The organism is Desulfoluna sp. CLI2B (assembly GCF_056847375.1).
Genome location: NZ_CP186557.1, coordinates 630,112 through 656,914, shown reverse-complemented (window position 1 = coordinate 656,914; position 26,803 = coordinate 630,112). Strand labels below are relative to the sequence as shown.

General features: G+C 60.1%; 25 protein-coding genes. 21 read left to right on the top strand and 4 right to left on the bottom strand.

All coding sequences use genetic code 11. The features are described 5' to 3' along the window. Window positions 1–4: 4 nt before the first annotated feature. The 14 genes from murD (at window position 5) to ACOYW2_RS03105 (ending at window position 15,022) form a co-directional block, all read left to right on the top strand. Window positions 5–943 (top strand): UDP-N-acetylmuramoyl-L-alanine--D-glutamate ligase, encoded by a 939-nt coding sequence (gene murD / locus ACOYW2_RS03170; protein WP_482769369.1) that lies wholly within the window; start codon window positions 5–7, stop codon window positions 941–943. Then, window positions 909–1,358, top strand: coding sequence for a glutamate ligase domain-containing protein (locus tag ACOYW2_RS03165; RefSeq protein ID WP_482769368.1), 450 nt, complete (start codon window positions 909–911; stop codon window positions 1,356–1,358). Before murD ends, ACOYW2_RS03165 begins: the two co-directional genes overlap by 35 nt. After that, complete coding sequence (gene ftsW, locus ACOYW2_RS03160) at window positions 1,351–2,454, top strand: putative lipid II flippase FtsW (protein ID WP_482769367.1); 1,104 nt, start codon at window positions 1,351–1,353, stop codon at window positions 2,452–2,454. Before ACOYW2_RS03165 ends, ftsW begins: the two co-directional genes overlap by 8 nt. Then, window positions 2,444–3,538 (top strand): undecaprenyldiphospho-muramoylpentapeptide beta-N-acetylglucosaminyltransferase, encoded by a 1,095-nt coding sequence (gene murG, locus ACOYW2_RS03155; protein WP_482769366.1) that lies wholly within the window; start codon window positions 2,444–2,446, stop codon window positions 3,536–3,538. Before ftsW ends, murG begins: the two co-directional genes overlap by 11 nt. 47 nt (window positions 3,539–3,585) lie before the next feature. Further along, the gene (gene murC, locus ACOYW2_RS03150) at window positions 3,586–4,959 is read left to right on the top strand and encodes a UDP-N-acetylmuramate--L-alanine ligase (protein WP_482769365.1); all 1,374 of its coding nucleotides are present in this window, start codon (window positions 3,586–3,588) and stop codon (window positions 4,957–4,959) included. Between the two features lie 2 nt (window positions 4,960–4,961). Further along, complete coding sequence (gene murB, locus ACOYW2_RS03145; RefSeq protein WP_482769364.1) at window positions 4,962–5,909, top strand: UDP-N-acetylmuramate dehydrogenase; 948 nt, start codon at window positions 4,962–4,964, stop codon at window positions 5,907–5,909. Window positions 5,910–5,931: 22 nt separating this feature from the next. Further along, on the top strand, window positions 5,932–6,729 hold the full coding sequence (locus tag ACOYW2_RS03140; RefSeq protein WP_482769363.1) for a cell division protein FtsQ/DivIB: 798 nt from the start codon (window positions 5,932–5,934) through the stop codon (window positions 6,727–6,729). A 12-nt stretch (window positions 6,730–6,741) separates the two neighbouring features. Further along, a complete protein-coding gene (gene ftsA / locus ACOYW2_RS03135) occupies window positions 6,742–7,968 on the top strand; it encodes a cell division protein FtsA (protein ID WP_482415198.1) in 1,227 nt (408 codons plus the stop codon). A 176-nt stretch (window positions 7,969–8,144) separates the two neighbouring features. Further along, window positions 8,145–9,350: a cell division protein FtsZ gene (gene ftsZ / locus ACOYW2_RS03130; protein ID WP_180136708.1), complete on the top strand. Its 1,206-nt coding sequence runs from the start codon at window positions 8,145–8,147 to the stop codon at window positions 9,348–9,350. A 433-nt stretch (window positions 9,351–9,783) separates the two neighbouring features. After that, entirely contained in the window at window positions 9,784–10,365 is a 582-nt protein-coding gene (locus tag ACOYW2_RS03125) for a peroxiredoxin (RefSeq protein ID WP_482415197.1), read from the top strand. A 168-nt stretch (window positions 10,366–10,533) separates the two neighbouring features. Next, window positions 10,534–10,932 (top strand): YkgJ family cysteine cluster protein, encoded by a 399-nt coding sequence (locus ACOYW2_RS03120; protein ID WP_482421662.1) that lies wholly within the window; start codon window positions 10,534–10,536, stop codon window positions 10,930–10,932. A gap of 116 nt (window positions 10,933–11,048) precedes the next feature. Beyond that, window positions 11,049–11,894 (top strand): metal ABC transporter ATP-binding protein, encoded by an 846-nt coding sequence (locus tag ACOYW2_RS03115; RefSeq protein ID WP_482769362.1) that lies wholly within the window; start codon window positions 11,049–11,051, stop codon window positions 11,892–11,894. Continuing rightward, window positions 11,891–12,736, top strand: coding sequence for a metal ABC transporter permease (locus ACOYW2_RS03110; protein ID WP_482415194.1), 846 nt, complete (start codon window positions 11,891–11,893; stop codon window positions 12,734–12,736). Before ACOYW2_RS03115 ends, ACOYW2_RS03110 begins: the two co-directional genes overlap by 4 nt. A gap of 714 nt (window positions 12,737–13,450) precedes the next feature. Further along, a complete protein-coding gene (locus tag ACOYW2_RS03105) occupies window positions 13,451–15,022 on the top strand; it encodes an alanine/glycine:cation symporter family protein (RefSeq protein WP_482415193.1) in 1,572 nt (523 codons plus the stop codon). Window positions 15,023–15,169: 147 nt separating this feature from the next. On the opposite strand, the gene ACOYW2_RS03100 is transcribed toward ACOYW2_RS03105, so the two are convergent. Beyond that, window positions 15,170–15,547: a translation initiation factor Sui1 gene (locus tag ACOYW2_RS03100; RefSeq protein ID WP_482421660.1), complete on the bottom strand. Its 378-nt coding sequence runs from the start codon at window positions 15,545–15,547 to the stop codon at window positions 15,170–15,172. A gap of 231 nt (window positions 15,548–15,778) precedes the next feature. Beyond that, window positions 15,779–17,617: a glycerophosphodiester phosphodiesterase family protein gene (locus ACOYW2_RS03095; RefSeq protein WP_482769361.1), complete on the bottom strand. Its 1,839-nt coding sequence runs from the start codon at window positions 17,615–17,617 to the stop codon at window positions 15,779–15,781. 538 nt (window positions 17,618–18,155) lie between these two features. Between ACOYW2_RS03095 and ACOYW2_RS03090 the strand changes: the two genes are divergently transcribed. Beyond that, the gene (locus tag ACOYW2_RS03090; protein ID WP_482769360.1) at window positions 18,156–19,130 is read left to right on the top strand and encodes a class I SAM-dependent methyltransferase; all 975 of its coding nucleotides are present in this window, start codon (window positions 18,156–18,158) and stop codon (window positions 19,128–19,130) included. Window positions 19,131–19,667: 537 nt separating this feature from the next. Continuing rightward, window positions 19,668–20,258, top strand: a complete 591-nt coding sequence (locus tag ACOYW2_RS03085) for a pseudouridine synthase (RefSeq protein WP_482769359.1) — start codon at window positions 19,668–19,670, stop codon at window positions 20,256–20,258. A gap of 791 nt (window positions 20,259–21,049) precedes the next feature. Here ACOYW2_RS03085 and epmA read toward each other — a convergent pair. Together epmA and ACOYW2_RS03075 are read right to left on the bottom strand one after the other, a co-directional pair. Further along, window positions 21,050–21,955 carry an EF-P lysine aminoacylase EpmA gene (gene epmA, locus ACOYW2_RS03080; RefSeq protein ID WP_482769358.1) on the bottom strand — a complete coding sequence of 302 codons (906 nt, stop codon included), beginning with the start codon at window positions 21,953–21,955 and terminating at the stop codon, window positions 21,050–21,052. Window positions 21,956–21,966: 11 nt separating this feature from the next. Next, complete coding sequence (locus ACOYW2_RS03075) at window positions 21,967–22,776, bottom strand: XRE family transcriptional regulator (protein ID WP_482769357.1); 810 nt, start codon at window positions 22,774–22,776, stop codon at window positions 21,967–21,969. A gap of 237 nt (window positions 22,777–23,013) precedes the next feature. Between ACOYW2_RS03075 and ACOYW2_RS03070 the strand changes: the two genes are divergently transcribed. The 5 genes from ACOYW2_RS03070 (at window position 23,014) to ACOYW2_RS03050 (ending at window position 26,441) form a co-directional block, all read left to right on the top strand. Beyond that, window positions 23,014–23,448 carry a Mor transcription activator family protein gene (locus tag ACOYW2_RS03070; RefSeq protein WP_180136718.1) on the top strand — a complete coding sequence of 145 codons (435 nt, stop codon included), beginning with the start codon at window positions 23,014–23,016 and terminating at the stop codon, window positions 23,446–23,448. 1,156 nt (window positions 23,449–24,604) lie between these two features. Continuing rightward, the gene (locus ACOYW2_RS03065; RefSeq protein WP_482769356.1) at window positions 24,605–24,955 is read left to right on the top strand and encodes a hypothetical protein; all 351 of its coding nucleotides are present in this window, start codon (window positions 24,605–24,607) and stop codon (window positions 24,953–24,955) included. Between the two features lie 154 nt (window positions 24,956–25,109). Beyond that, window positions 25,110–25,643 carry a hypothetical protein gene (locus ACOYW2_RS03060; protein ID WP_482769355.1) on the top strand — a complete coding sequence of 178 codons (534 nt, stop codon included), beginning with the start codon at window positions 25,110–25,112 and terminating at the stop codon, window positions 25,641–25,643. Then, window positions 25,640–26,215 (top strand): phage baseplate assembly protein V, encoded by a 576-nt coding sequence (locus ACOYW2_RS03055; protein WP_482769354.1) that lies wholly within the window; start codon window positions 25,640–25,642, stop codon window positions 26,213–26,215. Before ACOYW2_RS03060 ends, ACOYW2_RS03055 begins: the two co-directional genes overlap by 4 nt. Before the next feature lie 10 nt (window positions 26,216–26,225). Further along, window positions 26,226–26,441, top strand: a complete 216-nt coding sequence (locus ACOYW2_RS03050) for a hypothetical protein (RefSeq protein WP_482769353.1) — start codon at window positions 26,226–26,228, stop codon at window positions 26,439–26,441. Window positions 26,442–26,803: the final 362 nt, after the last annotated feature.

Sequence of the window (26,803 nt, the reverse complement as noted above, 5' to 3'; positions counted from 1 at the left end):
CACCATGAAGCTTTCCGGTAAACACATCGTTGTGGTGGGTCTGGCCCGTTCCGGGGCCTCCATCGCCCGCTTCCTCACAGAACGCGGGGCCAGCGTCGTCATCAGCGACGCCAAGCCCAGGGAAGCCCTGGGCGACCTGCCTGCAGCCATGGAGGCCGAGGGGATTGCCCTGGACCTGTCAGGGCACACGCCCCATCTCTTTGAATCCGCGGACCTGGTGGTGTTGAGCCCAGGCGTGCCCCACACCATCGCTCCCATCAAGCGGGCCCGTGAGATGGGCGTCTCCGTGGTGGGAGAGATCGAACTGGCCTCCCGGTTCATCGAGGCCCCCATGCTGGCCGTCACCGGCACCAACGGCAAAACAACCACCACGGCCCTGCTGGGCGAGATGCTCGCCGCCTCGGGAAAGAAGGTGTTCACCGGGGGCAACATCGGCACGCCCCTCACCGAATACTTACGGAAAGACGACCCCGCCGAGGTGGTGGTGGTGGAGGTGAGCAGCTTCCAGCTCGACACCATCGAAAGCTTCAGGCCCCATGTGTCGGTACTCCTCAACATCACCGACGACCACCTGGACCGCTACCCAGACTTTGACGCATACAAGCGATCCAAGGGGCGCGTCTTTGAAAACCAGCAGCAGGACGACGTGGCCATCCTCAACACCGCCGACGACCATGTGGCCGATATCGGACGGATCCTGCAGAACCGCAAGCTCACCATCGGCGGAAGCGGCCCCAATGCCGCGGCCGTCACACGGAATCAGGTGACCATCCGCACCCCGGGGCTCCCTGAGGTCAAGATCGACCTGTCGAAATCGTCCCTGGTGGGAGCGCACAACCGCCAGAACATTGCCGCAGCGGCCCTGGCCGCCCTGTCGGCCGGTGCCACCCCCGAAGGGTCAGGAGGCCGTGGACAATTTCCAGGGCCTGCCCCACCGCATTGAGTACGTGGACACCGTCTCCGGGGTCAAGTTTTACAACGACTCCAAGGCCACCAACATCGATGCCGTGGAAAAAGCGGTGACCGGCTTTGACGACCCCATCGTGGTTATCATGGGGGGACGCCACAAGGGAGGCCATTTTTCTGCCCTGTCCGGCGCCCTGAAGAAAAAGGCCCGGGCCATCGTGGCCATCGGCGAGTCAAAAAAAAAAATCGTTTCCGACCTGGCCCCCTGCATCAAAACGGTTGAGGCCGGGGACCTGGACGATGCGGTGAGCAAAGCCTTTTCCAAGGCCCGGAGCGGGGACGCGGTGGTCCTCTCCCCGGCCTGCTCCAGCTTTGATATGTTTACCAACTACAACGAACGGGGCGACAAGTTCCGCGAATCGGTCCACCGACTGAAAGCACAACATGGCTAACGATAAGGAAACAAGGCATTACGGTCTCTACGACCCCTGGCTTTTCTACACCACTTTTACCCTGGTGGGGCTCGGCCTGCTGATGATTTTCAGCGCCACGGCCCAGAGCAGCAACGGGCTGTTCTACCTCAGGCGCCAGGTCCTCTTTGTGGTAAGCACCAATGTTAATGCGTGTGCCAGTCGAATTCCTTACCGATGCTGGAAAAAAATTGCCGTTCCGTTTATGTTAGTCACCTTGGGCCTGGTCATTGCCACCCTGTTCCCGGTGATCGGCCACAAAATCAAAGGGGCCTCCCGCTGGATACGCATCGGCGGATTTTCCATACAGCCCACGGAATTTCTCAAGGTTGCCCTGGTGATGCTCCTGGCCGCCTCCCTGAGCAAAAAGGGCGAAAAGGTCCGCCAGTTTGAGATCGGGGTCCTCCCCCACCTCATGCTCCTGGGGGCCATTGCCCTCATCGTGAACTTCCAGCCGGACTTCGGCACGGTGGTGGTTCTCTGCGCCGTCACCTGGATCATGCTTTTTCTGGGAGGCGCCCGGCTCCTGCACATCGTAGCCCCCCTGGTGCCGCTGGCCATTGTCCTGACGCTCTTTGTCACGGGGGAAGGCTACCGCATGGCGCGAATCAAGGCCTTCATGGACCCCTGGGCCGTGGAAAAAAACGGAGGCTACCAGGTAACCCGGTCCCTCATGGCGTACGGCTCCGGAGGCATCACCGGCAAAGGGCTCTCCAACAGCGAGCTTAAGCTCAAGCACCTGCCGGAGTGCCACACCGACTTCATCTTCCCCATCCTGGGGGAAGAGCTGGGCCTCATCGGGGTCCTTTCCGCCCTGGGCATCTACGTGTTGCTGTTGACCCGGGGCTTCCTGGCGGCCATGCGCTGCCCGGACATGTTTGGCTGCCTGCTGGCCGTGGGAATTTGCGCGGTCATCGGGCTACAGATTATCATCAATCTTGCGGTGACCATGGGCATGCTTCCCCCCACGGGGCTCACCCTTCCCCTCATGAGTTACGGGGGAAGTTCACTGCTTTGCACCATGACGGGCATCGGTATCATCATGAACGTGGCCCGGGAGGAACCGCATGCTCGCTAAAAAAGAGTGCCGCCTCGTGGTGGCCGGAGGGGGCACCGGCGGCCACCTGTTCCCAGGCATTGCCATTGCCAAGGCCTTCTGCCGGAAAAAGCCCGGCACCAGGGTGCTGTTCATCGGCACGGACAAGGCCTTTGAAAAAAAATGCGTCACACGGGAGGGATTTCACCATACTGCGGCAGGGGCCTCGGGCATCAAGGGCCTGGGTCTGAAGAAAAAACTGGCCGCCGCCGTCAAGCTGCCCCTGTCCGTTGTGGGCTGCATGATCAAGTTGATCCGCTTTCGTGCCGATGCGGTGGTGGGGGTGGGAGGCTTCTCCTCCGGCCCGGTGATCCTGGCCGCATGGCTCCTGCGCCGCCCGGTGGTGCTCCACGAACAGAACTCGGTCCCCGGCATCGCCAACAGGCTGTCGGCCCGGTTTGCAAAGAAAATATACCTGACCTTTCCGGGAAGCGCGGCGTGGTTCCCGGAAGAAAAGTGCATCCTCTCCGGCAACCCGGTGCGTGAAGAGATCCTCGGCATCGAGCCCTCCCAAAGGGACACCGCATCCCCCACCCTTCTGGTGGTGGGCGGATCCCAGGGCGCCGTGGCCCTTAACCGGGCCGTCACCGAGGCCCTGCCCCGGCTCAAGGCCATGGGGCTCACCGTCATCCATCAATGCGGCGACGCCGATGTGGAGCGGGTGAAGACCTGTTATGCCGAGGCCGGAGTCAACGGAGAGGTCCTGGCCTTCATCGACAACATGTCCGGGGCCTATGCCCGGGCCGACCTGGTCCTCTGCCGGGCCGGGGCCACCACCCTGGCGGAGCTGACGGCCATCGGAAAAAGCGCTGTGCTGGTGCCCTTCCCCCACGCCACGGACAACCACCAGGAGATCAACGCCAGGTACCTTGAAGACAACGGCGCGGCCCGCATGATCCTGGAAGCGGACCTCACCGGAAACGGGCTGGCCGATCTCCTTGAAGAGCTGCTGGACAACCCGGAGGCCCTTGGGGCCATGGATCAAAACGCAAAAAAACTGGGGCATCCCGACGCCTCGGAACACGTGGCCGAGGGCATCCTCGACCTCACAAAAAAAACGACCTGACCCCCATCATCTGAGTACAACGGGGCAAACCATAAGCAGGACTGTGCATGTACCAAAAGAAATACCATATTCACTTCGTGGGCATCGGCGGCATCGGCATGAGCGGCATCGCAGAAATTCTCGTTCGCCTGGGTTACACCGTCACCGGCTCCGACCTTAAAGCCTCGGCCAACACCAGGCGCCTGGAAGAGCTGGGCTGCAAGGTCGCCATCGGCCACGCCGCCGAGAACATCGGCGATACCGACGTGGTGGTCACCTCCTCTGCCGTCAACGGGAAAAACCCCGAAGTGGCGGCCGCAAAAAAAAGCGGCATCCCCATCATTCCCAGGGCCGAGATGCTGGCCGAGCTCATGCGCCTGAAGTACAGCATCGCCGTGGCCGGGGCCCATGGCAAGACCTCCACCACCTCCATCACGGCGGCCATCCTGGAAAAAGGTGGGTTCGACCCCACGGTGGTCATCGGCGGCGTCCTGAAAAGCAAGGGCACCAACGCCATGCACGGCCTGGGGGATTTTATCATTGCCGAGGCCGATGAGAGCGACGGGTCGTTTTTGAAATTCTCCCCGTCCATTGCCATCATCACCAACATCGACCGGGAGCACCTGGACCACTACGGCAGCCTGGCCGCCATCAAGAAGGCCTTTGTGCAGTTCACCGAGCGGGTTCCCTTTTACGGGCTCTCCATCCTCTGCATGGACAACGAATCCGTGCAGGAGATCCTGCCGGAGCTCACCGGCCGCTACACCACCTACGGTCTCAATACCCGGGCCGATTACCAGGCCAGGGGCATCTCCTTTGAGGGGAGCCGCAGCACCTTTTCGGTCTATCATCACGACGAGCTCTTAGGGGAAATTACCCTCAACCTTCCCGGGGTACACAACGTCTCCAACTGCCTGGCCGGCATTGCCGCCGCCCGGGAGATCGGCATCGACTTTCCCATGATCAAGTGTGCCCTGGAGAACATCGAAGGGGTCAAGCGGCGCCTGGAGAAAAAGGGAGAGAAAAACGGGGTCATGGTGGTGGACGACTACGGGCATCACCCCACGGAGATCAAGACCACCCTTCTGGCCGTGCGGGAGAGCTGGCCAGAGAAACGCATCGTGGCCGTGTTCCAGCCCCACCGGTACACGCGGACCCGGGACCTCTTCGATGAGTTCACCCGGGCCTTCTACAACACGGACACCCTGAAGATCCTGCCCATCTACGCGGCCAGCGAAGAGCCCATCGACGGCGTTGACAGCCGAAGCCTGGGGGAGATGATCGAAAAACGCGGCCATGAAGACGTGGGCTGCTGCAACAGTTTTGATGAGGTACTGGACAACCTGGAAGAGACCCTGGAAGAGGGGGACATCCTCCTGACCCTGGGCGCAGGGGACGTCCTCAAGGTGGGTGAAATGTACCTGCAGCGGGAAGAGGCCTGATCATGGCCGCCCTGGACCCCATAGCCGCCCTCTCCGCCCTCTATCAGGGCGTGCTCAAAAAAGGGGAGCCCATGGCCCGCCACACCACCTTCAGGACCGGAGGCCCTTGTGACCTCTACCTGGAACCCGAAAGCCTCGACGACCTGCGCATCGCCGTGGCCTTCCTCACCCAGCAGGGCATGCCCCTCACCGTGGTGGGGGGCGGCAGCAACCTGCTGGTCCGGGACAAAGGCATCGAAGGGGCCGTCATCTCCCTGGCCGGGCTCGACACCCAGGTCACCGAAACACGGGAGGGGGAGTCGACCATCCTGACGGTTCCCGCAGGGTCAAAAACCCAGCACCTTTGCCGGTATGCCGCGATGAACGGCCTTGAGGGGCTCACCTTTGCCACGGGGATTCCCGGCACCGTGGGCGGGGCCCTTGCCATGAACGCAAGCACCGACCCCAAGGGGTTTGGGTCCATTGTGGACGCTTTAACGGTGGTGGACATCTCCGGAAAAATCCGGACCGTGCCGCGCAGCGCCCTTGAAATCGGCTACCGCCACCTTGCCATTGACGGCAAAACCCGCCATAATGACGGGTTTCCCATCATTGTGGAGGTGAAGCTCCGGCTCACGTCCGGGGACAGCGACGCCCTTTTGGCCCAACGGGAATCCCTTCTGGCCCGACGCAAGGCAAGCCAGCCCGTGGGCCAGGCCAGCGCCGGATGCTTTTTCAAGAACCCGGAAGGCGGCCCTTCAGCGGGCAAGCTCATCGACGATCTGGGCCTCAAGGGAGAGGCCGTGGGAGGAGCGACAGTCTCCGAGTTGCACGCCAATTACCTGGTCAACGCAGGGGGCGCCACCACCGCCGATATTCTGGAGCTGGCGGCACGTATCAAAGAGAAGGTCCAGAAGGCCCATGGCATAACCCTGGAAGAAGAGGTGACCCTTGTCGGCAGGGAAGCGTAAACCAGCCAAAAAGAACCGCTTCGTGGTACCTGAAGCGGTCCGCCTGGAGAGACGGCGCCAGAGGCGCCGGGCCTTCCTCTTCGGGACAGGGCTTCTCTGCCTGGCCGCCGTGTGCAGCGCCCTGTGCGTGGTCTCCTACGCCTGGCTGACCCAGACCCCCTTGTTCAAGGCCCGGTTCGTCATCGTCTCGGGCAATCGGGTGGTCACCCACGGGGCGGTCCTGGAGACGGCGGGCATCCACAACGGGGACAACATCTTCGGCATCAATCTGGATGTGGCCCGAACGCGCCTTGTGGCCCACCCGTGGGTGGATACGGCGTCCGTCATTCGGGAGTTTCCCAACCGGATCATCATCCGGGTCACCGAGCACACCCCGGTGGCCGTGGCCGAGATCGGTCACCCCTACCTGGTGAACAACCGGGGAGAGATTTTCGAAAAGAGCAGCAAGGCCTTTGAGGGCCTTCCCGTCTTCAGGAACCTGAAGCGCGGCAGCCTGCCTTTGGCCGACGGTGCCTCCGCAAACCGCAGCGGCACCGTCCACAGGGAGATCAAGGAGCTTATTCCCCTGCTGGACAGCCTGACCCGAAAGGGGGGCCGTTTTGTCATGACCGGTGCCGTGGCCGACCCGGACACCGGCCTTCGCCTCCTCACCGAAGGGGCGACCCAGAGCATCGACCTGGGATTCGGCCACTATGAGAAAAAGATCAAGCGGGTAAACGAACTCTTTGCCCTTCTGGAAAAAAAAGTGAACCTTACCGCTGTTGCCGCCATCGACGTCAGTGACCCCAACAGCGTTGTTATCAAACCGGCAAAAAGTTAAAGGAGGATGCCCATGCAGGCACATGAGGATATTATTGTCGGCCTGGATATCGGCACAACAAAGATCTGTGCTGTTGTCGGGGAACGCTCAGGGGACGACGTAAACATCATCGGCACCGGCACCCACCCCTCCATCGGGCTCAACAAAGGGGTGGTCATCGACATTGAGGCCACGGTGGATTCCATCAAAAAAGCGGTGGAAGAAGCAGAACTCATGGCCGGTTGCGAGATATCCTCCGTCTATGCCGGAATCGCGGGCGGGCACATCACCAGCCTCAACAGCCACGGCGTCATCGCCATCAAGGGGCGCGAAGTGACCCAGGACGACGTGGACCGCGTCATCGAGGCGGCAAAAGCCGTTTCGATCCCCATGGACCGTGAGGTGATCCACGTGCTCCCCCAGGAGTACATCGTCGACGACCAGAAAGGGGTGCACAACCCCATCGGCATGACCGGCGTCCGCCTGGAAGCCAAGGTGCACATCGTGGTGGGAGCGGCCTCCTCGGCCCACAACATCATCAAGTGCGCCAACAAAGCGGGCCTGGACGTCAATGACGTGGTCCTGGAATCTTTGGCCTCTGGCAGCGCGGTCCTCACCGACGAAGAGCGGGACCTGGGCACCGCCCTCATCGACATCGGAGGCGGCACCACGGACCTGGCCGTCTTCTCCGGCGGCAACATCCAGCACACCTTTGTGCTGGCCATCGGCGGCCTGCAGCTCACCAACGATATCTCCATCGGCCTTCGGGCGAGCAAGAACGACGCCGAAAAGATCAAGCTCAAGTACGGCACCTGCCTGTCCAGCGCCGTCTCCCCCACGGAGACCATCGAGGTGCCGGGCATGGGCGGTCGCGAGCCCCGCAGCATGCCCCGCCAGGTCCTGGGAGAGATCCTGGAACCCCGCGTGGAAGAGATCTGTGCCCTTGTGAAGCGTGAAATCTTCCGGGCCGGCCTTGAAAACCAGATCGCCTCGGGCATCGTCCTCACCGGGGGCTCGTCCCTCCTGGACGGCATGACCGAGGTGGCCGAAAGCATCTTTGACCTGCCCACCCGCCTTGGCAAACCCCGCCAGATCGGCGGCCTGGTGGACATCGTCAGCAACCCCATGTACGCCACCGGCGTGGGGCTCGTGCTCTACGGCACCGAGAACCAGGTGGAGAAGAAGTTCCGCATCCGGGACGACAACATCTTTCAGCGGGTCACCACCCGCATGAAAAAGTGGTTTTCCGACGTGATGTAGGGGAGAGGATGCCGCCCGGCACAGGGCGGTGACCGATACATCCGTTCGACATACAGCAAGCTATTTCTGATCTGCCGTTTCCATCGGAACCCTGCCGGGCGTTGGCGAGGCTCCGGGCGGGGAGACGGCATAACAAAGGACCAGTAACCGATGATGAACAAGAGTGGAGGTGGGAGATGAGTTTTTCTTTTGTAGACAGTGACAAGTCGGCAAAGATCAAGGTTATCGGAGTCGGGGGCGCCGGAGGCAACGCGGTCAACAACATGATCGAGGCCAGCCTGCACGGCGTGAAGTTTATCGTAGCCAACACCGATGCCCAGGCCCTGGAAAACTCCAAGGCCGAAACCAAAATCCAGATCGGCGGAAAGCTCACCGAGGGTCTCGGGGCAGGCGCCAACCCGGAGCTGGGCAAGCAGGCGGCCCTTGAAAACGTGGACGCCATCCGTTCCGCCCTCCAGGACAGCCACATGGTCTTTATCACCGCAGGCCTCGGCGGCGGCACCGGCACCGGAGCCGCCCCTGTGGTGGCCCAGATCTGCAAGGAGCTGGAGATCCTCACCGTGGCCGTGGTCACCCGGCCCTTCTCCTTTGAGGGCAAAAAACGCGCCCGCCAGGCCGACCTGGGCCTGGAAGAGCTCAGAAAGCACACGGACACGGTCATCACCATCCCCAACGACCGCCTGCGAAGCATCGCCGAGAAAAAGGCGACCATGATCGACATGTTCCGCAAAGCCGACGAGATCCTCCACCACTCGGTGAAGGGCATCACCGACCTCATCATGATGCCCGGCCTCGTCAACCTCGACTTTGCCGACGTGCGTACCACCATGCGCCGTGCCGGCCTTGCCCTCATGGGCATCGGCATCGCCTCCGGTGAAAACCGGGCCCGGGAAGCGGCCCAGAAGGCCATTGCCCACCCGCTTCTGGAGGACATCTCCATCCGTGGCGCCAAGGGCGTGCTCATGAACATCACCAGCGGCCCGGACCTCACCCTGGATGAAATGACCGAAGCCTCGGACTTCATCCACGACCAGGTGGGAGAAGACGCCGAGATCATCTGGGGTCAGGCCATCGACGAAGAGATCGGCAACGAGATGCGCATCACCGTCATTGCCACGGGCATCGGCGAAGAGGGCGACGCCCCTTCCGTGGACCTGCCCAAGCGCAACCTCGATGCCATTGAAAAACGGGGCAAGGTGCGTGACCTCACCTTGAACGAGCTTGAGCTCAACACCCACACCCTGGAGGAGCCTGCCTACGTGCGCCACAACATCCCTGTGGGAAGCACCCAGGGCACGGCCGTCTCCTCAGCCGCGGGGCTGACCATCAACGCCGAGGAAGATCTGGACATCCCCACCTTCCTCCGCAAAAAAGCGGACTGATCCGCTTCCGCAACCCACGTCTGCGCCGGGGGCTCCCCACCCTGTGACGCGCAACCCGGGAGTGCGCTTACGGAACCGCGCCGTCACCTGATGTGACGGCCCGTTGTCCTGCTGCACCCTGCCGCCTGTCGGCTTCCCCTTTCTGCAGTCCCAACGCCGAAGGAGTGTCCCACCCTCCTTCCGACTGCAGAAAGGGCCCCGGGCTGTTTTAAGGCGTTGTTTCCCTTCTGTTTCCATGGTACTTTTTCTACTAATGCTTATCTGATGGCCCGGGCACCTGTCCCTGATGCGTCCACCTGCGCCTCCTGCTCTCCGTCGCCTTCTCCCCTTGCCCCGACGCTCGAAATACCGCATGACCCAATTTCAAGCCCAGGCCGTTTTTTAAAACGCCAACCAGGGCTCTGCCCTCTCCGAACCCATGATGGAGGAAAAAATGAGCGTTCTCGTAGGAAAACCGGCCCCTGATTTCCAGGCCGTTGCCGTCAAATGCGGGAGTTTTGATGAATCGTTCCGGCTCTCGGACCTTAAAGGCAGATACATCGTCCTCTTCTTCTACCCCTTGGACTTCACCTTTGTCTGCCCCACCGAGCTCCACGCCTTCTCAGACCGCCTGCCCGAATTTGCCGACCGAAAGGTGGAGGTGGTGGCCGTGAGCGTGGACTCCCACTTCAGTCACCTGGCCTGGCTCAACACCCCCCGAAACGAGGGGGGCATCGAAGGGGTGGCCTACCCCATCGTCTCAGATATCCACCGTTCCATCTGCAAGGACTACGATGTCCTGGCGGAAGAGCATGGCGTGGCCCTTCGCGGCCTTTTCCTCATCGACCGGGATTTCATCGTCCGTCACCAGGTGGTCAACGACCTTCCCCTGGGCCGAAACGTGGACGAGGCCATCCGCATGGTGGATGCCCTGAAATTCTTTGAAGAGAACGGAGAGGTCTGCCCTGTGAACTGGAGCCCCGGCGCCAGGGGGATGAAACCCTCATCGGAAGGCCTTAAAGAGTACTTCGAATAAGCCCGTTCCGGGGCTGACCTGCCCCTTTCCCGTAGCGGTGTCCCCGGAGGTGAGTCATCACCCCGCCGTGGGACGCCGTTACGTCCGCCCAACTTTGATTTTTCCCGCTGTCGTCTTTTCAGTGCTATTCTCCCGGGTTTTGAAAAACCGAAAACCCCGGAGTACGGCATGGCACGACAGACGGACACCAGGGGCTGCGACATCGAGCGCCCCGCTACCTGGAAAAAATTCAACACCACCCTCTGCACAGACTGCATGGCCCTGTGCTGCTACCTCATTGTGGAGGTCACCACCAGCGACCTCATCCGCCTCGGCATCACCGATGAAGAGGAGGTGGCCTTTGACATGAAGGGCCTTGTGAAACGCCTCAAAAAAGAGGGCATCATCACCCGCTGCAACCTCTCCAAGGGTAAGTTCACCCTGGCCACGCGCAAAAAGGGAGGCTGCTGCTTTCTTGACAACCGCAACCGCTGCAGCGTCTACGAAGACCGTCCCGAGGTGTGCCGCATGCACCCGACCCGCCTGTCTCCGCGCCTCGGGTACTGCCCCTGGTCCCCGGCCCGGTAAGGCCCTGCGCGCCGCGCACCTTCTATTTTTTGCTTCCTGTTGCAATCCGAAGGGGAAAGGAGTAAGGATACGGCACCACGCGATACCTTGCCCCTTTGCTCAGGCGGGCCCGAGCCTTGACAGACCCCGTCCGCCCCATTGACATCAACGAACCGGTGAATCCCATGGAACCCGCCATCGTCTTAGACAACGTCTCCTTTTCCTACACCCGTCACCCGGTCCTTGACGGCGTCACCCTCACTGTGCCCAAGGGAGACTTCGCCATGGTGGTGGGCCCCAACGGCGGGGGAAAAACCACCCTGATCAAATTGATCCTGGGTCTTCTGGTCCCCACCTCCGGCCGGGTCTCCCTCTCCGGCAAATCCCGAGTTAACCTGGAACCAGTGGCTGCATGCCCCCAGTACACCCATGTGGACATGGCCTTCCCCGTCTCGGTCATGGACGTGGTCCTCATGGGACGACTCACCCAGTCAAAGCGATGGCGCTACTCGAAAAACGACCGGGAAGCCGCCCGCCACGCCCTCAACGAGGTGGGGCTCCTGGAAAAGCAGAAGAAACCGTTCAGCAGCCTCTCCGGCGGCCAGCGCCAGCGGGTCCTCATCGCAAGGGCCCTGTGCAGCAACCCGTCCCTTCTCTTGATGGACGAACCCACGGCCAACGTGGACCCGGCCGCCGAAGCCACCCTCTTTGAGCTCCTCTCCAAGTTGAACAGCCGCATGACCATCCTGGTTGTTTCCCATGACCTGGGGTTCGTCTCCAAGGTGGTCAAGAGCGTCATCTGCGTCAACAAAAAGGTCCTGGTCCACCCCACGAGCAGCCTGGACGGCACCCTCATCAACGAAATCTACGGAGGCGACCTTCGCATGGTGCGCCACGACCACCGATGCAGCCACCAGGGCCACTGCATCAACGAGGCCCTTACACACCCAACCCCCTTTATGCCGCACCCTGATAAGCCATGATCGAATTTTTCCACGCACTCTTCGACCCCAACAGCAGCTTTCTCCGCCTCGCCCTGGCGGCAGGGACCCTTGCCAGCATCTCCTTCGGCATCATGGGCACCTATGTGGTCACCCGGCGCATCGGCTACCTGGCCGGAGCCATTGCCCACTGCGTCTTCGGCGGCATCGGCGCCGCCCTCTACCTCAAACACCGATGGGGAGTCACCTGGCTCGACCCCATGGCCGGGGCCCTGATTAGCGCCATCGTGGCCGCGGTCCTCATCGGCCTGGTCAGTATAAAGGCAGGGGAACGGGAGGACTCCATCATCGGGGCCCTCTGGGCCGTGGGCATGGCCTCGGGGCTTATCTTCATCGATCTCACCCCGGGCTACTTTGAGCTCTCCAGCTACCTTTTCGGGGACATCCTCCTCATCTCACACCAGGATGTCCTGATGGTGGCGGGCCTGGACCTGGTCATCATCCTCCTTGCCGTCGTGTTTCACCCCACCTTCCTCTCCATCTGTTTCGACGAGGAGTTTGCCACTTTAAGGGGCATCAACACCTCCTTTTTCTATATCCTCCTCCTCGTCATGACGGCCGTCACCGTGGTGCTCCTGGTGCGCCTCGTGGGCGTGATCATGGTCATCGCCATGCTCACCCTGCCCGCTGCCGCCGCCTCCACCTTAAGTCGCCGCCTCTCGGTCATCATGATCCTGGCCACGGGCTTTGCCCTCTTTTTCAACTGGAGCGGCCTGGCCTTGAGCTACACCCTGGATCTTTCGGCGGGCCCGGTGATCATCTCCGTGGCGGGGCTCGTCTACTTAGGGCTCCTGACCCTCTCCCGGGTGCTCCCAAACCGGTAAGCCGTATCGTACCTCCGGCACAGGCCCTCCCCGGACCGCACTGCCGCCTCTCCGATCCCGTGAAGGGTACCAACCGGCCCCTCCCGCATTGCGTACAGCGGTTTGCACAAAAACCGCGTTCCGCCTTTAAGAATCCCTGAAGCTCCCGTCAAATGGGCGTCACACCCATCCCATCTGTAGAAGGCGCCCCCGTAAAAACCGACCGACACACAAACCCTAACCACCCAAAACAACAGACAATACACCTTCCTGATACCGTTATTTACGTGGCATTCCGGTGCTCACACCCTTTGAAGCGGACCCCACACTTTTTTTGAAGCCCCCCAAAACCTGCCCCGGAGGGCAAACAATCGATTGTTTTTCCATATCATTACGATAAATATATTTTACCCCAGCACCGCACTTCATCCCTGATACGTGATGTATCAGATAATAGATATCTATTGATTCCGGAAGAAATATTGGCTAAGAATCGTCTCCAACATATCACATGTTCCTCTTTTAAGAACCCGTTCGACGCAGAACGGGCAGGGTTGGGGGATCCTGTTAAAAGAGAAACGATGACCGGAACCCGGTCATGATGGCTGAACGATTACGGGAACAGTCGCATGGGCCTTTCACCGATTCGCAACGCAGCGTTTCGGGCGGATACCCCTCCCCTTTCCTTCGTCGCGTTCGCCATCTGCTGTTATTCATTTCATCGTTGGAGGATTTATGAAGTTCTTATTCAAGGCGATCGTCCTGCTCCTTGCGGCAGCGACACCCGCCTTTGCAGAAACCAAAAAAGGGGTCAGCCTCGACCACGTCTTTGAGCCCATCTCTAATTTTCTCACCGGTTTTATCTTCTACAAAGTCCATCTCTTCGGCAACGACTGGTCCCTGATCGTCTGCCTCCTCATCTCCGCAGGCCTCTTCTGCACTTGCTACCTGGGATTCATCAACATCCGCGGATTCAAACACGCCGTTCGCCTGGCCAAAGGCGACTACATCGACGACCACGCCGCAGGCGAGGTGTCCCACTTCGGTGCCCTGTGCTCCGCCATCTCCGGCACCGTGGGCATGTCCAACATCGCCGGTGTCCCCATCGCCATCATGATCGGCGGCCCCGGCGCCATCTTCTGGATGATGTTCGCCGCCTTTATCGGCATGTCCGCCAAATTCACCGAATGCACCCTGGCCACCAAGTACCGTACCTACAAGGAAGACGGCACGGTCAAGGGCGGGCCCATGTACTACCTTTCCCAGGGCCTGGCCGCCCGCGGCATGGAGGGGCTCGGTAAATTCGTGGGCAAGTTCTACGCCTGGGGCCTGGTCCTCGGCTGCCTGGGCATCGGCAACCTCTTCCAGTCCAACCAGATCTACAACCAGCTTAAAACCATGTGCAACAACGAAGGCGCCATCATGCACCTGGGCTGGCTCGTGGGCCTCATCGGTGCCGTCATCGTGGGCATCGTCATCATCGGCGGCATGAAGCGCATCGCCTCCATGGCCACCAGGATCGTGCCCGTCATGGTCTTCACCTACCTCGCCCTGGTAGCCATGGTCCTCCTTCTCAACGGCTCTTTCATCCTGCCCGCCATCAAACTCATCATCGCCGACGCCTTCACCGCCAAAGCAGCCGGCGGCGGCATCGCGGCCGCCATGATGATCGGCTTTCAGCGCGCCGCCTTCTCCAACGAATGCGGCCTGGGCACCGCAGCCATCGCCCACTCCGCCGTCCAGACCGACGAGCCCGTCACCGAAGGTTTTGTCTCCATGATCGAGCCCTTCATCGACACCATCGTGGTTCAGTTCGCCACCGCCCTGGTGGTGGTCACCACCATGATCGCCGTGCCCGAGTACGTCAACATGGGCCTGCAGGGCATGCCCATGAGCTCCTGGGCCTTTGAGCGCCACTTCAGCTTCGCCGTCTACCCCCTGACCTTCGCCGCCATCCTCTTCGGATTCACCTGTGCGGTCTCCTGGGCTTACTACGGGCTGAAGGCCTTCGAGTACATCGTGGGCGAAGACCCCAAACTGGGCCTGGCCTACAACATCTTCTACTGCATGGTCTACTGGTCGGGAGCCATGATCAACCTGAAGTACGTCGTCAACATTGCCGACGCCCTTATCTTCGTGGTCTGTATCCCCAACATCATCGGCCTCTACATCATGGCACCGGAAGTCAAAGAGGAGCTCAACAACTACCTCGCACGCCTGAACTCAGGAAAAATCCTTTCCTCCAGAGAGAAGCGCAAGCTGGGCGCCACCAAAGCCAGTAAACCAGCCATGGCAACCTCGCGATAACCAACGGTCCATCTTCACTCCCTTGTGATGTGACCTGCGTTTATCCCTTCTCTCGCCCATAAAAAAACGGGCAGGGGCTTTAAAAAAGCCCCTGCCCGTTTTTTCTTTTGATCCGTCAAAGAAAAACCAATCCTTACGAGCGCATCTTTATCCCCCCGCTTTTTTGACGGTAAACCCCTTGGCTTTCAGCGCCTCCACCAACTTGTCCCGGTGGTCCCCCTGGATCTCGATGACCCCGTTTTTCACGCTGCCGCCGGTGCCGCAGATCTGCTTCAGCTCCTTGGCAACGGCCTTGAGCTCAGCCGCATCCCCGGGAACCCCCGTCACCAGGCTCATGCCTTTGCCTTTTCGGCCCTTGGTCTCGCGCATGACGCGAACCACACCGTCCTGCTTCACCGCAGGACCGGCCGGGGCCCCCTTCTTCTTTTTCCTGCAGGTACAGCTCTTCACCGGCTTGCCGCAGGAAGGACAGACCCTGCCCGTCTCCGTGGAATACACCAGTCGGCTGTTGGAATCACCGCCCATTGCCTTTCTCCCATGTCTTTTGGTCACATCTGTTGCCCCCGGCCGGGCCAGGGAATTTGAACCGCTCTGGCGGTCATAGCATCATAGCAAATGAAAGGCCAAGGGCCAAAGAGCACGGTGAAGGGCTTACACATGCAAAAGGGCAGTCGGTTTCAGAGAAACAGACTGCCCCTTCCTGCTGGTGGGCGTGACACATCAAGCCCGCCATGTTGCGTGAAATCCGCTTATCTATCAGGGCGCCATAAGGGCTTCAAGACGCTCCGGGTTGTCGGTCATGATGCCATCCACCTTGAACCACTCCATCTGCCGCTTCATCTCGATCTCGGTGTTCACGGTCCAGACATAACACTTCATGCCGAGGATGCGGATTTTGGCCATGAGGGCCTGGCTCATCATGGCGGCCGGAAGGCAGAGAACGTCGGCGGGCATTTCGTAGTCCTCTTTTTTCATGATGGCCGTGGGGGTAAAAGTAAACTCAAGCACCCCTTCGGTGGAAAAAATTGTCTTGATGTCAAGGCCCCGCTCATCGGCCTTTGCTTCGATCAAATCAAGGGTCGAGTTGTCGAAACCGCCCAAAATAAGCTTGTCCTGCATGGTGTAGGCCTCGATGAGGTCCAGCACCTTGTCCACGATGAGACTTCCCTCCTGCTTGATCTCAAGGACCATGGGAGCACCGCTGAGTTCACCGTCGGCAAAGACCTCCGCAAGGGTGGGCAGGGTCAGCCCCTTGCCACGCCAGGGGTAGGTGGCCCCGCCGTCCGGGGTAAACCGGTACCCGGCATCCAGGGCCTTGACCTGGGCCAGGGTCATGTCCGCGATGGCGCCGGTGCCGTCGGTGCAGCGGTCCACGGTCTCGTCATGGGAGACCACAACCACCCCGTCGGAGGTCATGTGCACGTCCCCTTCCAGGGTGTCGGCACCTTCAGCCAGGGAATTTCGATAGGCCACCAGGGTGTTTTCCGGGGCCAGCTCACCGCCGCCCCTGTGGGCAATGTTCTTAAAGCCCGTGTGGTGCTTCAGAAAAAAATTGTCCGGAACCACGGGGCCCTCTGCAATCTTCTCGGCCACCTCGCCCCAATCCGAGGCAATGGTATCCGGATGGATCCAACCGTAGCCTTCGGTGTCCAGCAGCCAGAAGTCGGGCTCGTAATGGATCTGAAAGGGTACATAAAGGATCTCGTTCGCTACAGCCCCGTAGCCATCCTGCCGCACGGTGTCCCCCACCATGGCCCGGGCATTGGCGCCGCCGTACAGGTCCTTCAAAATTTTCAGGCACTCTTTTTTAAAGGTGTTGCTGTGCTCAAAGAGCATGTCTTCCTTGACGATGATGGGAATGGTGCGGTGGGCACCCTTTTCAAAGTGGCTCATCATCTGGGTCCTGCAGGCGTAACGAAGCTCCGGGAACATGCCCGTCACGATAATAAGGTCGTTGCCCTCGTCCATGAGGGCGGGGATCACAGATTCCACCTTGTCGTCCACGTAAGGCCAGTCCCCCTGGAACACGTTAAGAAAATCCACCCAGTCCTGAAGGGCGTTGAGACCGCCGGTGGCGTGGATGGTGTTGTCATGGTCCGCGGCGATCATGCCGGGGTTAAGCTCCGCATCCTCGGAAAGCACCCGAACGATGCCCATGTTATCGGCAGTGTACTCGGTCTCGCTGAAATAGACCCGGGCCTGGAGCTGAAGGGTCACGGGGGCCGCTTCAAGGTAGGATGCCGGAAGCCTCTCCTTCAGGGAGGAGAGACGGGCACGGCCGTCCCCATCCGTGAGGATCGCCTCTGCCATCAGGGGAACCCAGTCGGTCTCACCAAAGGCCCTCACCGCAAAGCCCACATGGGCCCCTTCCACTTTTTCAGCAAAAACCAGATCGGCAAAGGAGACCTTCGCTGCATCGGCAACCTTGTACACCATGGCATTGGGCAGCACCTCACCGGCCCCCTCCGGGCCGCCGGTCACCCCGTCAGAGACAACAATCACCGTGTTCTCCGGTGTCAGGTCCGAGTCACACCCCATGGCGCCCAGGGTCACCAACATCATCAAACCGATCAAAAGCCCATGTTTCACCGTCATCCTGTGCCTCCTTCTTTGATTGGTTGGGGCTCGTGCACACAAGGCATATCTCGGATGGCTTACAGGATCCGTTGCGCGGATGGATGCCAGGTGTGCCGGAGCCCGTTGCTTGTTGACCTTCGACCTACCCGAAATAATCGAATATCTAATGTTGATACCGTCAGTTTCCTGTTAGATTTCGCCGTTAATTATCACAAATATCGTTCATACAATCAAACAGATTATCACACATATCAGCTACCATTTTAAGTGGTTAACCAGACACTCCAAGAGATAAAAGGCCGCCTCACAGTAAAATTGCATGGTCGACACCGCCCCCTGGCGATGTTTTCTCCCTTGCCTTGTCATAGGCAATTTTCTGTCATATCAGTTGCCACGGCACCTTTCCTGAAATCCATGGAAGAAAAGAGTGTCACTCAACAATGTACCACATTGCTTAAAGAGTTCGGACAATACATCGGCAACCGCATCGGTTGTACTGCCATGAATTCGCTGCCGTAACCTCTAAGGAACGGATTATTCCCGGGAAACATATGTTATGAAAAAAAATCGCATGAACAAACGTGCCGACCTGCACGAAGAGCACGTCAGCAGGTTCGCCCAGGAAGAGCTCCCCGAGCTTCCCCGGGCAACCCTGGTCGCCGAAGACGGGAGGCTGGCCAATGCCCTGGGAGCCGAGTTCTGGAGCCGCTGGTCCTCCGGCGAGCGAGCCGGCCAAGCCTGGCCGTCTCCGGGGCCCTTTGACGTGGCCACCCTGCGGTTGCCCAAGGGACGCCTCGCCGTGGAGATGGCGGTCCACGCCCTTGGCGGGGCCCTGAGCCCGGACGGCGAGCTCTATATCTATGGTGCCAACGACGAGGGCATCAAATCCGTTCCCAAAATGCTTGCCGACCTTTTCGACGAGGTCGACACCGTAAGCTACCGCCAGAAATGCCGCCTTATACAGGCCAAAGGCCCCAAAGAGATGAAGGCCGACCTGGCCCAGTGGGCTCAGCACGGCGAGCTGGTGCTGGACGCCCAAACTCTGCCGTGGGTGACCTACCCGGGGCTCTTTGCCAAAGGCGGTATGGACGAAGCCACGGCCCTGCTCCTGGACGGCCTTGACGTCCAGGGACGCGTCCTGGACTTCGGCTGCGGAACTGGGGTCCTCACCGCGGGCCTCCTTGCACGGGGAGCCGCCCACGTGGACGCATCGGATGCCGACGCCCTGGCTGTCGAGGCCACACGCCTCAACGTGCCCGAAGCCCACACCCACCTGGGCGACGGCTGGCATGCCCTGGAGGGGCAAGGCCCATGGGACATGATCGTCAGCAACCCGCCCATCCACAAAGGGGTCTCCGAAGATTTCGGTATCCTGGAATCCCTGATCCGGGAAGCGCCGGGTCGCACGAAGAGCCTCACCCTGGTTGTCCAGCGTCAGGTCCCGGTAAAGAGGTGGCTTGAAGAGAGTTTTTCCAAAGTCACGCGATTGAAAGAGAGCCCCAGGTTCCACGTCTGGCAGGCAAGGTGCTGAAGAGTTGCCAGACAGATAAGGCCTCCGGCGGGTCGCTTTTTTGAAAAAAAGCTCCGCAAAAAACTTTTGTAATGTGAAAAAATGGAAATTATTTCGACGGTGCCTGAAAGTGATTAAGCCTTGCTTGTCAAATGCGAGCCGTAAAATCAGACAAACATTTGGCCACCGGAGGCAGTGTGGTTAAATCCACAATGGACAAGTAACAAAAGCGTATCCTGTGACGTCGAAGCTTGTGAGGCAGCCCGCAAGACCCATAAGGGTTTATGTCGGGCGAAGCCCGAGCCGAAGGCCCTTGCGCTTTGGCCCGAGGAACGAGGGACAAAGCGCAAGGGCTATATGCTTTCGAGGTGGCTCACCTCGCCGCCGGAGGCCTGCTTTTTCCACCCATTTTAACCATAGAAGGCACACCATGAGACTGGATAAACTGCTGGCCCATTGCGGGTACGGCACACGCAAGGATGTGAAAGCGCTTCTCAAACGCAGGACAGTAACGTTCAAGGGGAGATCGAGACCAGCGCCAAGAGGCAGGTGGATCCCATGGATGTGCTGGTCAACGGGGAAAAGGTCGAGCTGCCTCCCACCGAGGTCCACCTCATGCTGCACAAACCCGAAGGCTATTCGTGCAGCCACAACCCCTCCGAATCCCCCCTGATCTACGACCTGATTCCCGAGATATGGCAGCAGGCCGAACCCAAATCTGCCGGGCGCCTGGACCGTTATACCTCCGGCCTGCTCATCTTAAGCACCGACGGACAGCTCCTCCACCGCTTGGTGCACCCCAACAAAAAAGTGGGCAAACGCTACCGCGTCGTCTTTGAGGGCACCCTGGCGAAGGACGCGGTGGCCCAGGTGGAAAAGGGCCTGCACCTCCCCGACGACGACCGGCCCTGCCTCCCCGCCACCCTGACCCTCAGCGACCCGGACGACTCAGGAAGGGGCCGCGCTACACTCCTCATCCACGAAGGACGCTTCCACCAGGTCCGCCGCATGTTCGAAGCCCTGGGCACCAAAGTCGTCAAACTCCACCGCGACCGCATCGGCACCCTTCAGCTCCCGGAAGACCTGCCCGAAGGCCACTGCCGCGAACTCACCGACGACGAGATCCATGCCATGACCGAAGACGAATAAAAAAGCGTGCCTTCTATGGTTAAAGTGCAAGGAAAAGCCTGCCTCCGGCGGCCAGGGAATTTTTAGCTTAAGTGGCTTCGCCACCCCTGGACCCCAGGTTGCGAAAGCCCTCCCCTTCGTTCCTCAGGGTAAGAGCTTCCGCGAAGAGTTTCGTGAAATTGAGCAAAAAACCTGTTTGTCAAGCTTTTCAAAAGCTTGCCCCCCGGCAGGGCCGCCGGAGGCGTCTTTAACCTGGCTGCCTCCGGCGGCAAGGTGGGGGCACCTTGACACCCCATGGCGAATGCATGGTGGTAACCATTCGGCCTGCGTTATCGAGGCATTCGCGTGATGTGTACCATCTGGCAACGGTCTTTGCAGGAGAGACCCGTTTCATTCTTCAAAAACACGATGAAAAACGTTTGGGGTTTGCTTGACTTTAACCGGAATAACTCCGGCGGTGAGGTGAGCCACCTCGAAAGCGGGTTGCCGCCATGCTTTCCCCCTCGTTACTCGGGGTAAAGCATGGCGGCATTTTTGTGGGGTTTGTGGGTTTTCTCATGCCGCAGACACTGCGCAATGCAAGCCGTTCAAGAATGCCACGCCGGCCCTTATGGAGCGCCGCACTCCTGTGCGGCTTTTTTGCTGGTGCGATACGTATGCCGCACGGAGTGCGGCGCTCCAGCCCCTTAGAGAATGACACGGGCAAAGCCCACCAGCGAATGTGATCGGCCTGAGGAACGAAGGCCGGGAGCATTCGCGAACCTGGGTTCCAAGGGCTCAGCCCTTGGCCACCGGAGGTTTTTCCCGTTTTCTTACAGGCTTTCAGGCGGAAAGGTGAGCACCTCGTCGATGGTCTCGGCGCCGCAGAAGAGCATGGCAAGGCGATCCATACCCAGGGCGATGCCGGCCGAGGGGGGCATGTGGGGCAAGTCGTTGAGGAAGGCTTCGGGGACGGGCCAGGTGGATTTGTTCAGGCGCTTGCGAAGGGCCACTTCCTCTTCAAAGCGCTTTCGCTGCTCGTCGGCGTCGGTGAGTTCTGTAAAGCCGTTGGCCAGCTCCAGGCCCTCCACGTAGAGTTCGAAGCGCTCGGCAACCGAAGGATCCGACTCTTTCCTTTTGGCCAGGGCGGCCATGGGGGCGGGGTAGTCGCAGAGGATCACCGGGGTGTCACCGCAGAGGCGGGGCTCCACCTCAAGGCCCATGACCTCGTCGAACCGGTCTCCAGAAAGGGCTTGGTCCATGGGCTCGGAGCCATAAAGGGAGTAAGCGTCCTTAACGGTCAGTCGTTTCCAGGGCCGATCCAGGTGGATGGGCTTTCCCTGGACCGAAAGGGTGCTTCCCAGGCCCAGGTCCTGGGCCACAGTCAGGAAGAGCCCTTGACAGTCGGCCATGAGGGACTCGTAGTCCGCGCCCGGGGTGTACCACTCCAGCATGGTCATCTCCGGGATGTGCTTTGCTCCCCGCTCACCTTTTCTGAAGGCCTTGGTGATCTGGAAAATAGGCCCGGACCCGGCAGCCAGGAGCCTTTTCATGCACAACTCCGGCGAAGCCTGGAGATAACCGTTTCCGGCCTCCAGGGGGTCGATGTGGGCCTCGGGGATGGGAGCCGGAACCCACAACGGTGTCTCCACTTCCAAGTACCCTTTACCCGTAAAAAAACGGCGCACCGAAGCTGTGATCTGCGCACGTCGCCGGAGGTTTTCCATATGAATCTTCATGGCGGGATCCTTTAAATGGGGTAGAGTCGATCGCCCCAGATCACCTGGCCGATGATGCGCAGGGAGTTGGCCTCAGCCTCGTAGGCGGGGTACTCCTCCCGGTTCTTGGAGATGATGCGGACCCGGCCTTCGGGGAGCCTTTCCAGCTCTTTGATGATGATGGTGTCTTCAAAACCCAGGGCAAAGATGCAGTTGTTTTTGATCTTGCGACGGCCCAGGTCGATCATCACCGTGGCCCCGTTGCGGATCTCTGGATCCATGGAGTCCCCGGAGACGCGCATGAGCACCAAATTTTTCGGAGAGGTGGCGATGTTGGCGATAAAACGCTTTCGAAAGGCGTAGTAGTCCCGGATGCGCTCGCTGGCCATGAGGGAGCCGCCCCCGGCCGAGAGTTCCGCCTCCACCATGGGGACCCAGTTGTAGTTGTCGGTGTTGGGTTCTTCAAGGACGGGGACCGTGAACTCGCCGCCATTTCGCCCCACAACGCCTTCGGCCGAAAAGGTGCTGTCACCTTCCGCGGACAACGCCCCGCCGTGGGATCCCTGCCCCAAGAGCAGCCAGTCCAGAGAGCAGCCAAGGACCTCGGCCATGCGTACCAGCACATCCCCCTTGGGTGAGCCGCCGTACTCGTAATTCTGTACGGTGGTGGTGGTTACACCAATTTTTTTCCCTAACCCGGCCTGGCTCAGGCCAAGTTTTTCACGTGACATCTTAAGACGATCACCAAATTCCTGGTTACCCGTCGAGGTACCCGCCCCGTGACCGCTTCCCTTACTCCCTGCCGGATAGGGCTCCTGGCTGTTTTTTTCATTATTTTTCATGGTTATGCCTCAGGGGGCCACCACACGCACATCTTTTTGTGTGACACCCAATTTTATTGTTGATAAACCAATGTTTATTGGTTATTCTTTTCCAAACTTTGGACGTAACGGCCCAACCGTACCACAATTCCTTTGGTTATACCAACCATGAAACCCCGACGGCCCGGCCAGGCGCCCTAACTGTTTGGTGACGTACACACGGAACCCATCCATCACCCGAAGCACTGGAGACACACCTTGAACAAACAGCCCCTCACTCCCGAGACCTTTTCCCCCGATATGATGGACACCGACCACATCATGGACGCCATGGACCCCGTCATCCGAAGCGCCCCCCGTATCTGGCCCGCCCTTCTCACCGAGCTCGTGGACGTACTCACGGACCACCTGGAAACCCGGGAACACATGGACCCGGACCAGGCCATGACCCACGCCCAGGACATCGTGGTGGTCCTCTCCCACCACCTGGGCGGCCGCAGCATCTACCTACCCCGGGACGACCGCCTCAAGCGGGCCATCCGGGACGCGGCCATCTACAACGCTTTCACCGGAGACAACCATCGGGAGTTGGCCGCAAGGAGTAAACTCACCACCGCCCAGATCTACAACATCATCAAAAAGCAGCGCGCCCTGCGCCAGACAAAAAGCCGGGAACCCCTCGCCTGGTCCTGATCCCATTTAATGCCCCATGATGGGCACGCTTCGCTTTGCCCATCCTACGAAAACCACGCTCTACATGTAGGATGGGCAAAGGTGGTGCCGTGCCCATCGGGCACGGCAGTTGGCGCATCACCCCATATATTTTGGGTTCCTATCCAGCATCACACCTTATGAAACGCCGCTCCCATATGGTCATCCGGCGGCTTATTGCCCGATGATGGGCACGCTCCGCTTTGCCCATCCTACGAAAACCACGTGCTACATGTGGGATGGGCAAAGGTGGTGCCGTGCCCATCGGGCACTGCGGTTGGCGCATCGCCCCATATATTTTTGGTTCCTACCCAGCATCACCTCTTACGAAGCGCCGCGCCCACATGGTCATCCCGTGGGTCATTGCCCGATGATGGGCACACTCCGCTTTGCCCACCCCACGAAAACCACGCGCTACATGTAGGATGGGCAAAGGTGGTGCCGTGCCCATCGGGCACGGCGGTTGGCGCATCGCCCCATATATTTTTGGTTCCGACCCAGCATCACCCCTTACGAAGTGCCGCTCCCACATGGCCATCCGACGGCTCATTGCCCGATGATGGGCACGCTCCGCTTTGCCCATCCTACGGAAACCTCACGCTGCATGTAGGATGGGCAAAGGTGATGCCGTGCCCATCGGGCACGGCGGTTGGCACATCACCCCATATATTTTTGGTTTCGACCCAGCATAACCCCTTACGAAGTGCCGCACCCACATGGTCATTCGGTGGGTCATTGCCCCATGATGGGCACACTCCCCTTTGCCCATCCGACAAAAACCACGCGCTACATGTAGGATGGGCAAAGGTGGTGCCGTGCCCATCGGGCACGGCGGTTGGCACATCACCCCATATATTTTTGGTTCCTATCCAGCATCACCCCTTATGAAGCGCCGCTCCCACATGGTCATTCGGTGAGTCATTGACCCATGATGGGCACGCTCCGCTTTGCCCATCCGACGAAAACCACGCACAACGTGTAAAAAAAAACCACATTGCCATGCTTCCCTTTTTTTAAACCCTTCAACCCCATCTCCATCCCCTGCCGTGGTTTACTCTGCACCGCCCCTCCACGGGCAAAAATCCTAAAGCACCCTGCTTTTCAATCAACACCACCACACACATCCCAAGGAGACCTTATGGAGCAGCACCCCACTGATTACGCATCCCTCCGGTTCTGGTTCAACATCATCCAGTACCTCATCACCCTGGCCGTGAGCCTCTACGTATGGTTCAACTCCCGGCTCAATGCCAAGGCCCAGGAGCTCAAAGAGCTCGCCCGACGGCTTGATAAGGCTAAAATTCAGATGGACGGGCGACTCACCCGCCTGGAGACCGACATGGCCCATGCCCTCTCCCACGAGGACCTTGCCGCGGTCTACGACCGGCTCAACGACATGGCCGAGCAGGTGGCCGGTCTCTCCGGCAAGATGGACGGAGTCAAAGGCGCCGTGGACATGATCCAGGCCCACCTGTTGAACGACCATTAACAAAGAATGTCCCGCCCCTGTTTGCAGTGAAACGTTTGAAACCCAACGATACCGGGGGTTGCGTAGAATGGCACCCATCAATGAACGATCAAACCCAAACCGAAACCCCAGACGGGGTGAGACACTGCGCCCCGTCATCCATAAGGAGAGCCCCATGCACATCGCATCTTTGCTTCACGCCATCTGCGCGGACCTCACCCGCACTTTTCCCGGGCTGGCCGCGTGCACCCCTTGCCTGGGCGACCTCGCTCCCGAGACGATCCCTGAAGGCAGAGACGACGGGCCCCGTGCCTGGGTCGCCCTTGCCGGGGCCGATACCGCCCAGGAGACTGCCACGGGTGAGTGGGACCTTCCCCTCTCCCTGGAGGCGGTGATCGCGGGCCCCGTCACCCCGGACGCCACCCTCCTCAACCTGGTGGAAGGACTCCTTGCTCATATTCCCGGCACCACCTGGGGGTTGGCCAGCGCCCACCCCGCCGGGGGAGTCGAGGCCAGGGGGTGCCCCTCCCACCCCCTGGCCTCCGGGGAACGGGCTGTCTGGACCCTCACCTGGAACCAGATGCTGCGCCTGGGCGAGTCCCTCTGGACCTCCCCGGCGCAGCATCCCACCCGCCTCTTCACAGGCCAGGCCCCCAACATCGGCCCGGGCCATGAAGGCGACTACACAACCCTGAAGGTGACCCCATGATGACCGAACTGGAGTACCGCATCGCCGAACTGGAACGACGCCTCCGAAGCTTGCTCCTCGTGGGAACAGTCCAGGAACTGGATGAAAAAACAGCCCGCGTCCGGGTGGCGTCAGGGGGAATTGTCACGGACTGGCTCCCCTGGCTCACCCGCCGGGCAGGCCCCGACAGCCAGTGGTGGGCCCCGGAACCCGGAGAGCAGGTGATGCTCCTGTGCCCCTGCGGGGACCCGGCCCTTGGGGTGGCACTCCCCGGCATTCCCAGGGATGCGTTTCCCGCACCCGCAGACGTAAAAACCGTTCACCGCACCGCTTACCAGGACGGTGCCGTCACCCAGTACGACCGGGAGGCACATGCCCTCTCCGCAACCATCCCCGGCACCATGGAGGGCACATGCAACGGAGATGCCTCCCTCACCTCCGGTGGCAAGGTAACCGTCAAAGGATCCGGGGGAATCACCCACGATGGAGACGGCACAGGGGCCTGCCTGGGCACGGTAAACGGACACTGCCTCTGCCCCTTTACGGGTACCCCCCATGTCCATGTGTCCGCAAGCGTCACCTCAACCAAGTAAAGGAGGCCACATGGCCATGACAGCCAAAGGCATGGCAGACGCCATCCGAACCCGACAAGGAGCCCTGGAGCCGGTGCAGGCGTCCGACCCGGCACAGGCCCAGGCCTTTGCCCAAAAAAGCCTGGAAGCCCTGTGCCAGGGCATCATCGACGAAATCACCGCCCACGCCGTGGTCACCACCACCTCCGGTGCCCCGGACGGCGAGCACACCGGAAACATCTCATAAGGGCAAGCCTCCGGCGGCGAGGTGAGCCACCTCGAAAGCGGGTTGCGCTTGCGCATTTTCCTTCGTCCCTCAGGAAAATACGCAAACGCCTTCGACTTGGGCTTCACCCGATACATAAGCTGGTGGTTTGTACGAGCTGTCCCGCAAGCTTTGAAAGACCAAGACTCATTAACGTAGCCCGTTGGCTGTCAGATTTAACCGCACTGCCTCCGGCGGGTCGCTTTAAAAAAAGCTCCGCAAAAACTTTTCGAAAATAAGATGGGCAATGCAAGGTTGCTGTGTGCACCAGAAACGAAGCCTGTTTGTCAAACTTTTCAAAAGTTTGGCCCCCGGCAGGGCCGCCGGAGGCAATTAAAAAGGAG

Excerpts from the sequence above, each read along its gene's own strand:
- murD (WP_482769369.1), top strand. The coding sequence starts at position 5 with ATGAAGCTTTCCGGTAAACACATCGTTGTGGTGGGTCTGGCCCGTTCC.
- ftsW (WP_482769367.1), top strand. The coding sequence starts at position 1,351 with ATGGCTAACGATAAGGAAACAAGGCATTACGGTCTCTACGACCCCTGG.
- murG (WP_482769366.1), top strand. The coding sequence starts at position 2,444 with ATGCTCGCTAAAAAAGAGTGCCGCCTCGTGGTGGCCGGAGGGGGCACC.
- murC (WP_482769365.1), top strand. The coding sequence starts at position 3,586 with ATGTACCAAAAGAAATACCATATTCACTTCGTGGGCATCGGCGGCATC.
- murB (WP_482769364.1), top strand. The coding sequence starts at position 4,962 with ATGGCCGCCCTGGACCCCATAGCCGCCCTCTCCGCCCTCTATCAGGGC.
- ftsA (WP_482415198.1), top strand. The coding sequence starts at position 6,742 with ATGCAGGCACATGAGGATATTATTGTCGGCCTGGATATCGGCACAACA.
- ftsZ (WP_180136708.1), top strand. The coding sequence starts at position 8,145 with ATGAGTTTTTCTTTTGTAGACAGTGACAAGTCGGCAAAGATCAAGGTT.
- ACOYW2_RS03125 (WP_482415197.1), top strand. The coding sequence starts at position 9,784 with ATGAGCGTTCTCGTAGGAAAACCGGCCCCTGATTTCCAGGCCGTTGCC.
- ACOYW2_RS03120 (WP_482421662.1), top strand. The coding sequence starts at position 10,534 with ATGGCACGACAGACGGACACCAGGGGCTGCGACATCGAGCGCCCCGCT.
- ACOYW2_RS03110 (WP_482415194.1), top strand. The coding sequence starts at position 11,891 with ATGATCGAATTTTTCCACGCACTCTTCGACCCCAACAGCAGCTTTCTC.
- ACOYW2_RS03105 (WP_482415193.1), top strand. The coding sequence starts at position 13,451 with ATGAAGTTCTTATTCAAGGCGATCGTCCTGCTCCTTGCGGCAGCGACA.
- ACOYW2_RS03100 (WP_482421660.1), bottom strand. The coding sequence starts at position 15,547 with ATGGGCGGTGATTCCAACAGCCGACTGGTGTATTCCACGGAGACGGGC.
- ACOYW2_RS03095 (WP_482769361.1), bottom strand. The coding sequence starts at position 17,617 with ATGACGGTGAAACATGGGCTTTTGATCGGTTTGATGATGTTGGTGACC.
- ACOYW2_RS03090 (WP_482769360.1), top strand. The coding sequence starts at position 18,156 with ATGAAAAAAAATCGCATGAACAAACGTGCCGACCTGCACGAAGAGCAC.
- ACOYW2_RS03085 (WP_482769359.1), top strand. The coding sequence starts at position 19,668 with ATGGATGTGCTGGTCAACGGGGAAAAGGTCGAGCTGCCTCCCACCGAG.
- epmA (WP_482769358.1), bottom strand. The coding sequence starts at position 21,955 with ATGAAGATTCATATGGAAAACCTCCGGCGACGTGCGCAGATCACAGCT.
- ACOYW2_RS03075 (WP_482769357.1), bottom strand. The coding sequence starts at position 22,776 with ATGAAAAATAATGAAAAAAACAGCCAGGAGCCCTATCCGGCAGGGAGT.
- ACOYW2_RS03065 (WP_482769356.1), top strand. The coding sequence starts at position 24,605 with ATGGAGCAGCACCCCACTGATTACGCATCCCTCCGGTTCTGGTTCAAC.
- ACOYW2_RS03060 (WP_482769355.1), top strand. The coding sequence starts at position 25,110 with ATGCACATCGCATCTTTGCTTCACGCCATCTGCGCGGACCTCACCCGC.
- ACOYW2_RS03055 (WP_482769354.1), top strand. The coding sequence starts at position 25,640 with ATGATGACCGAACTGGAGTACCGCATCGCCGAACTGGAACGACGCCTC.
- ACOYW2_RS03050 (WP_482769353.1), top strand. The coding sequence starts at position 26,226 with ATGGCCATGACAGCCAAAGGCATGGCAGACGCCATCCGAACCCGACAA.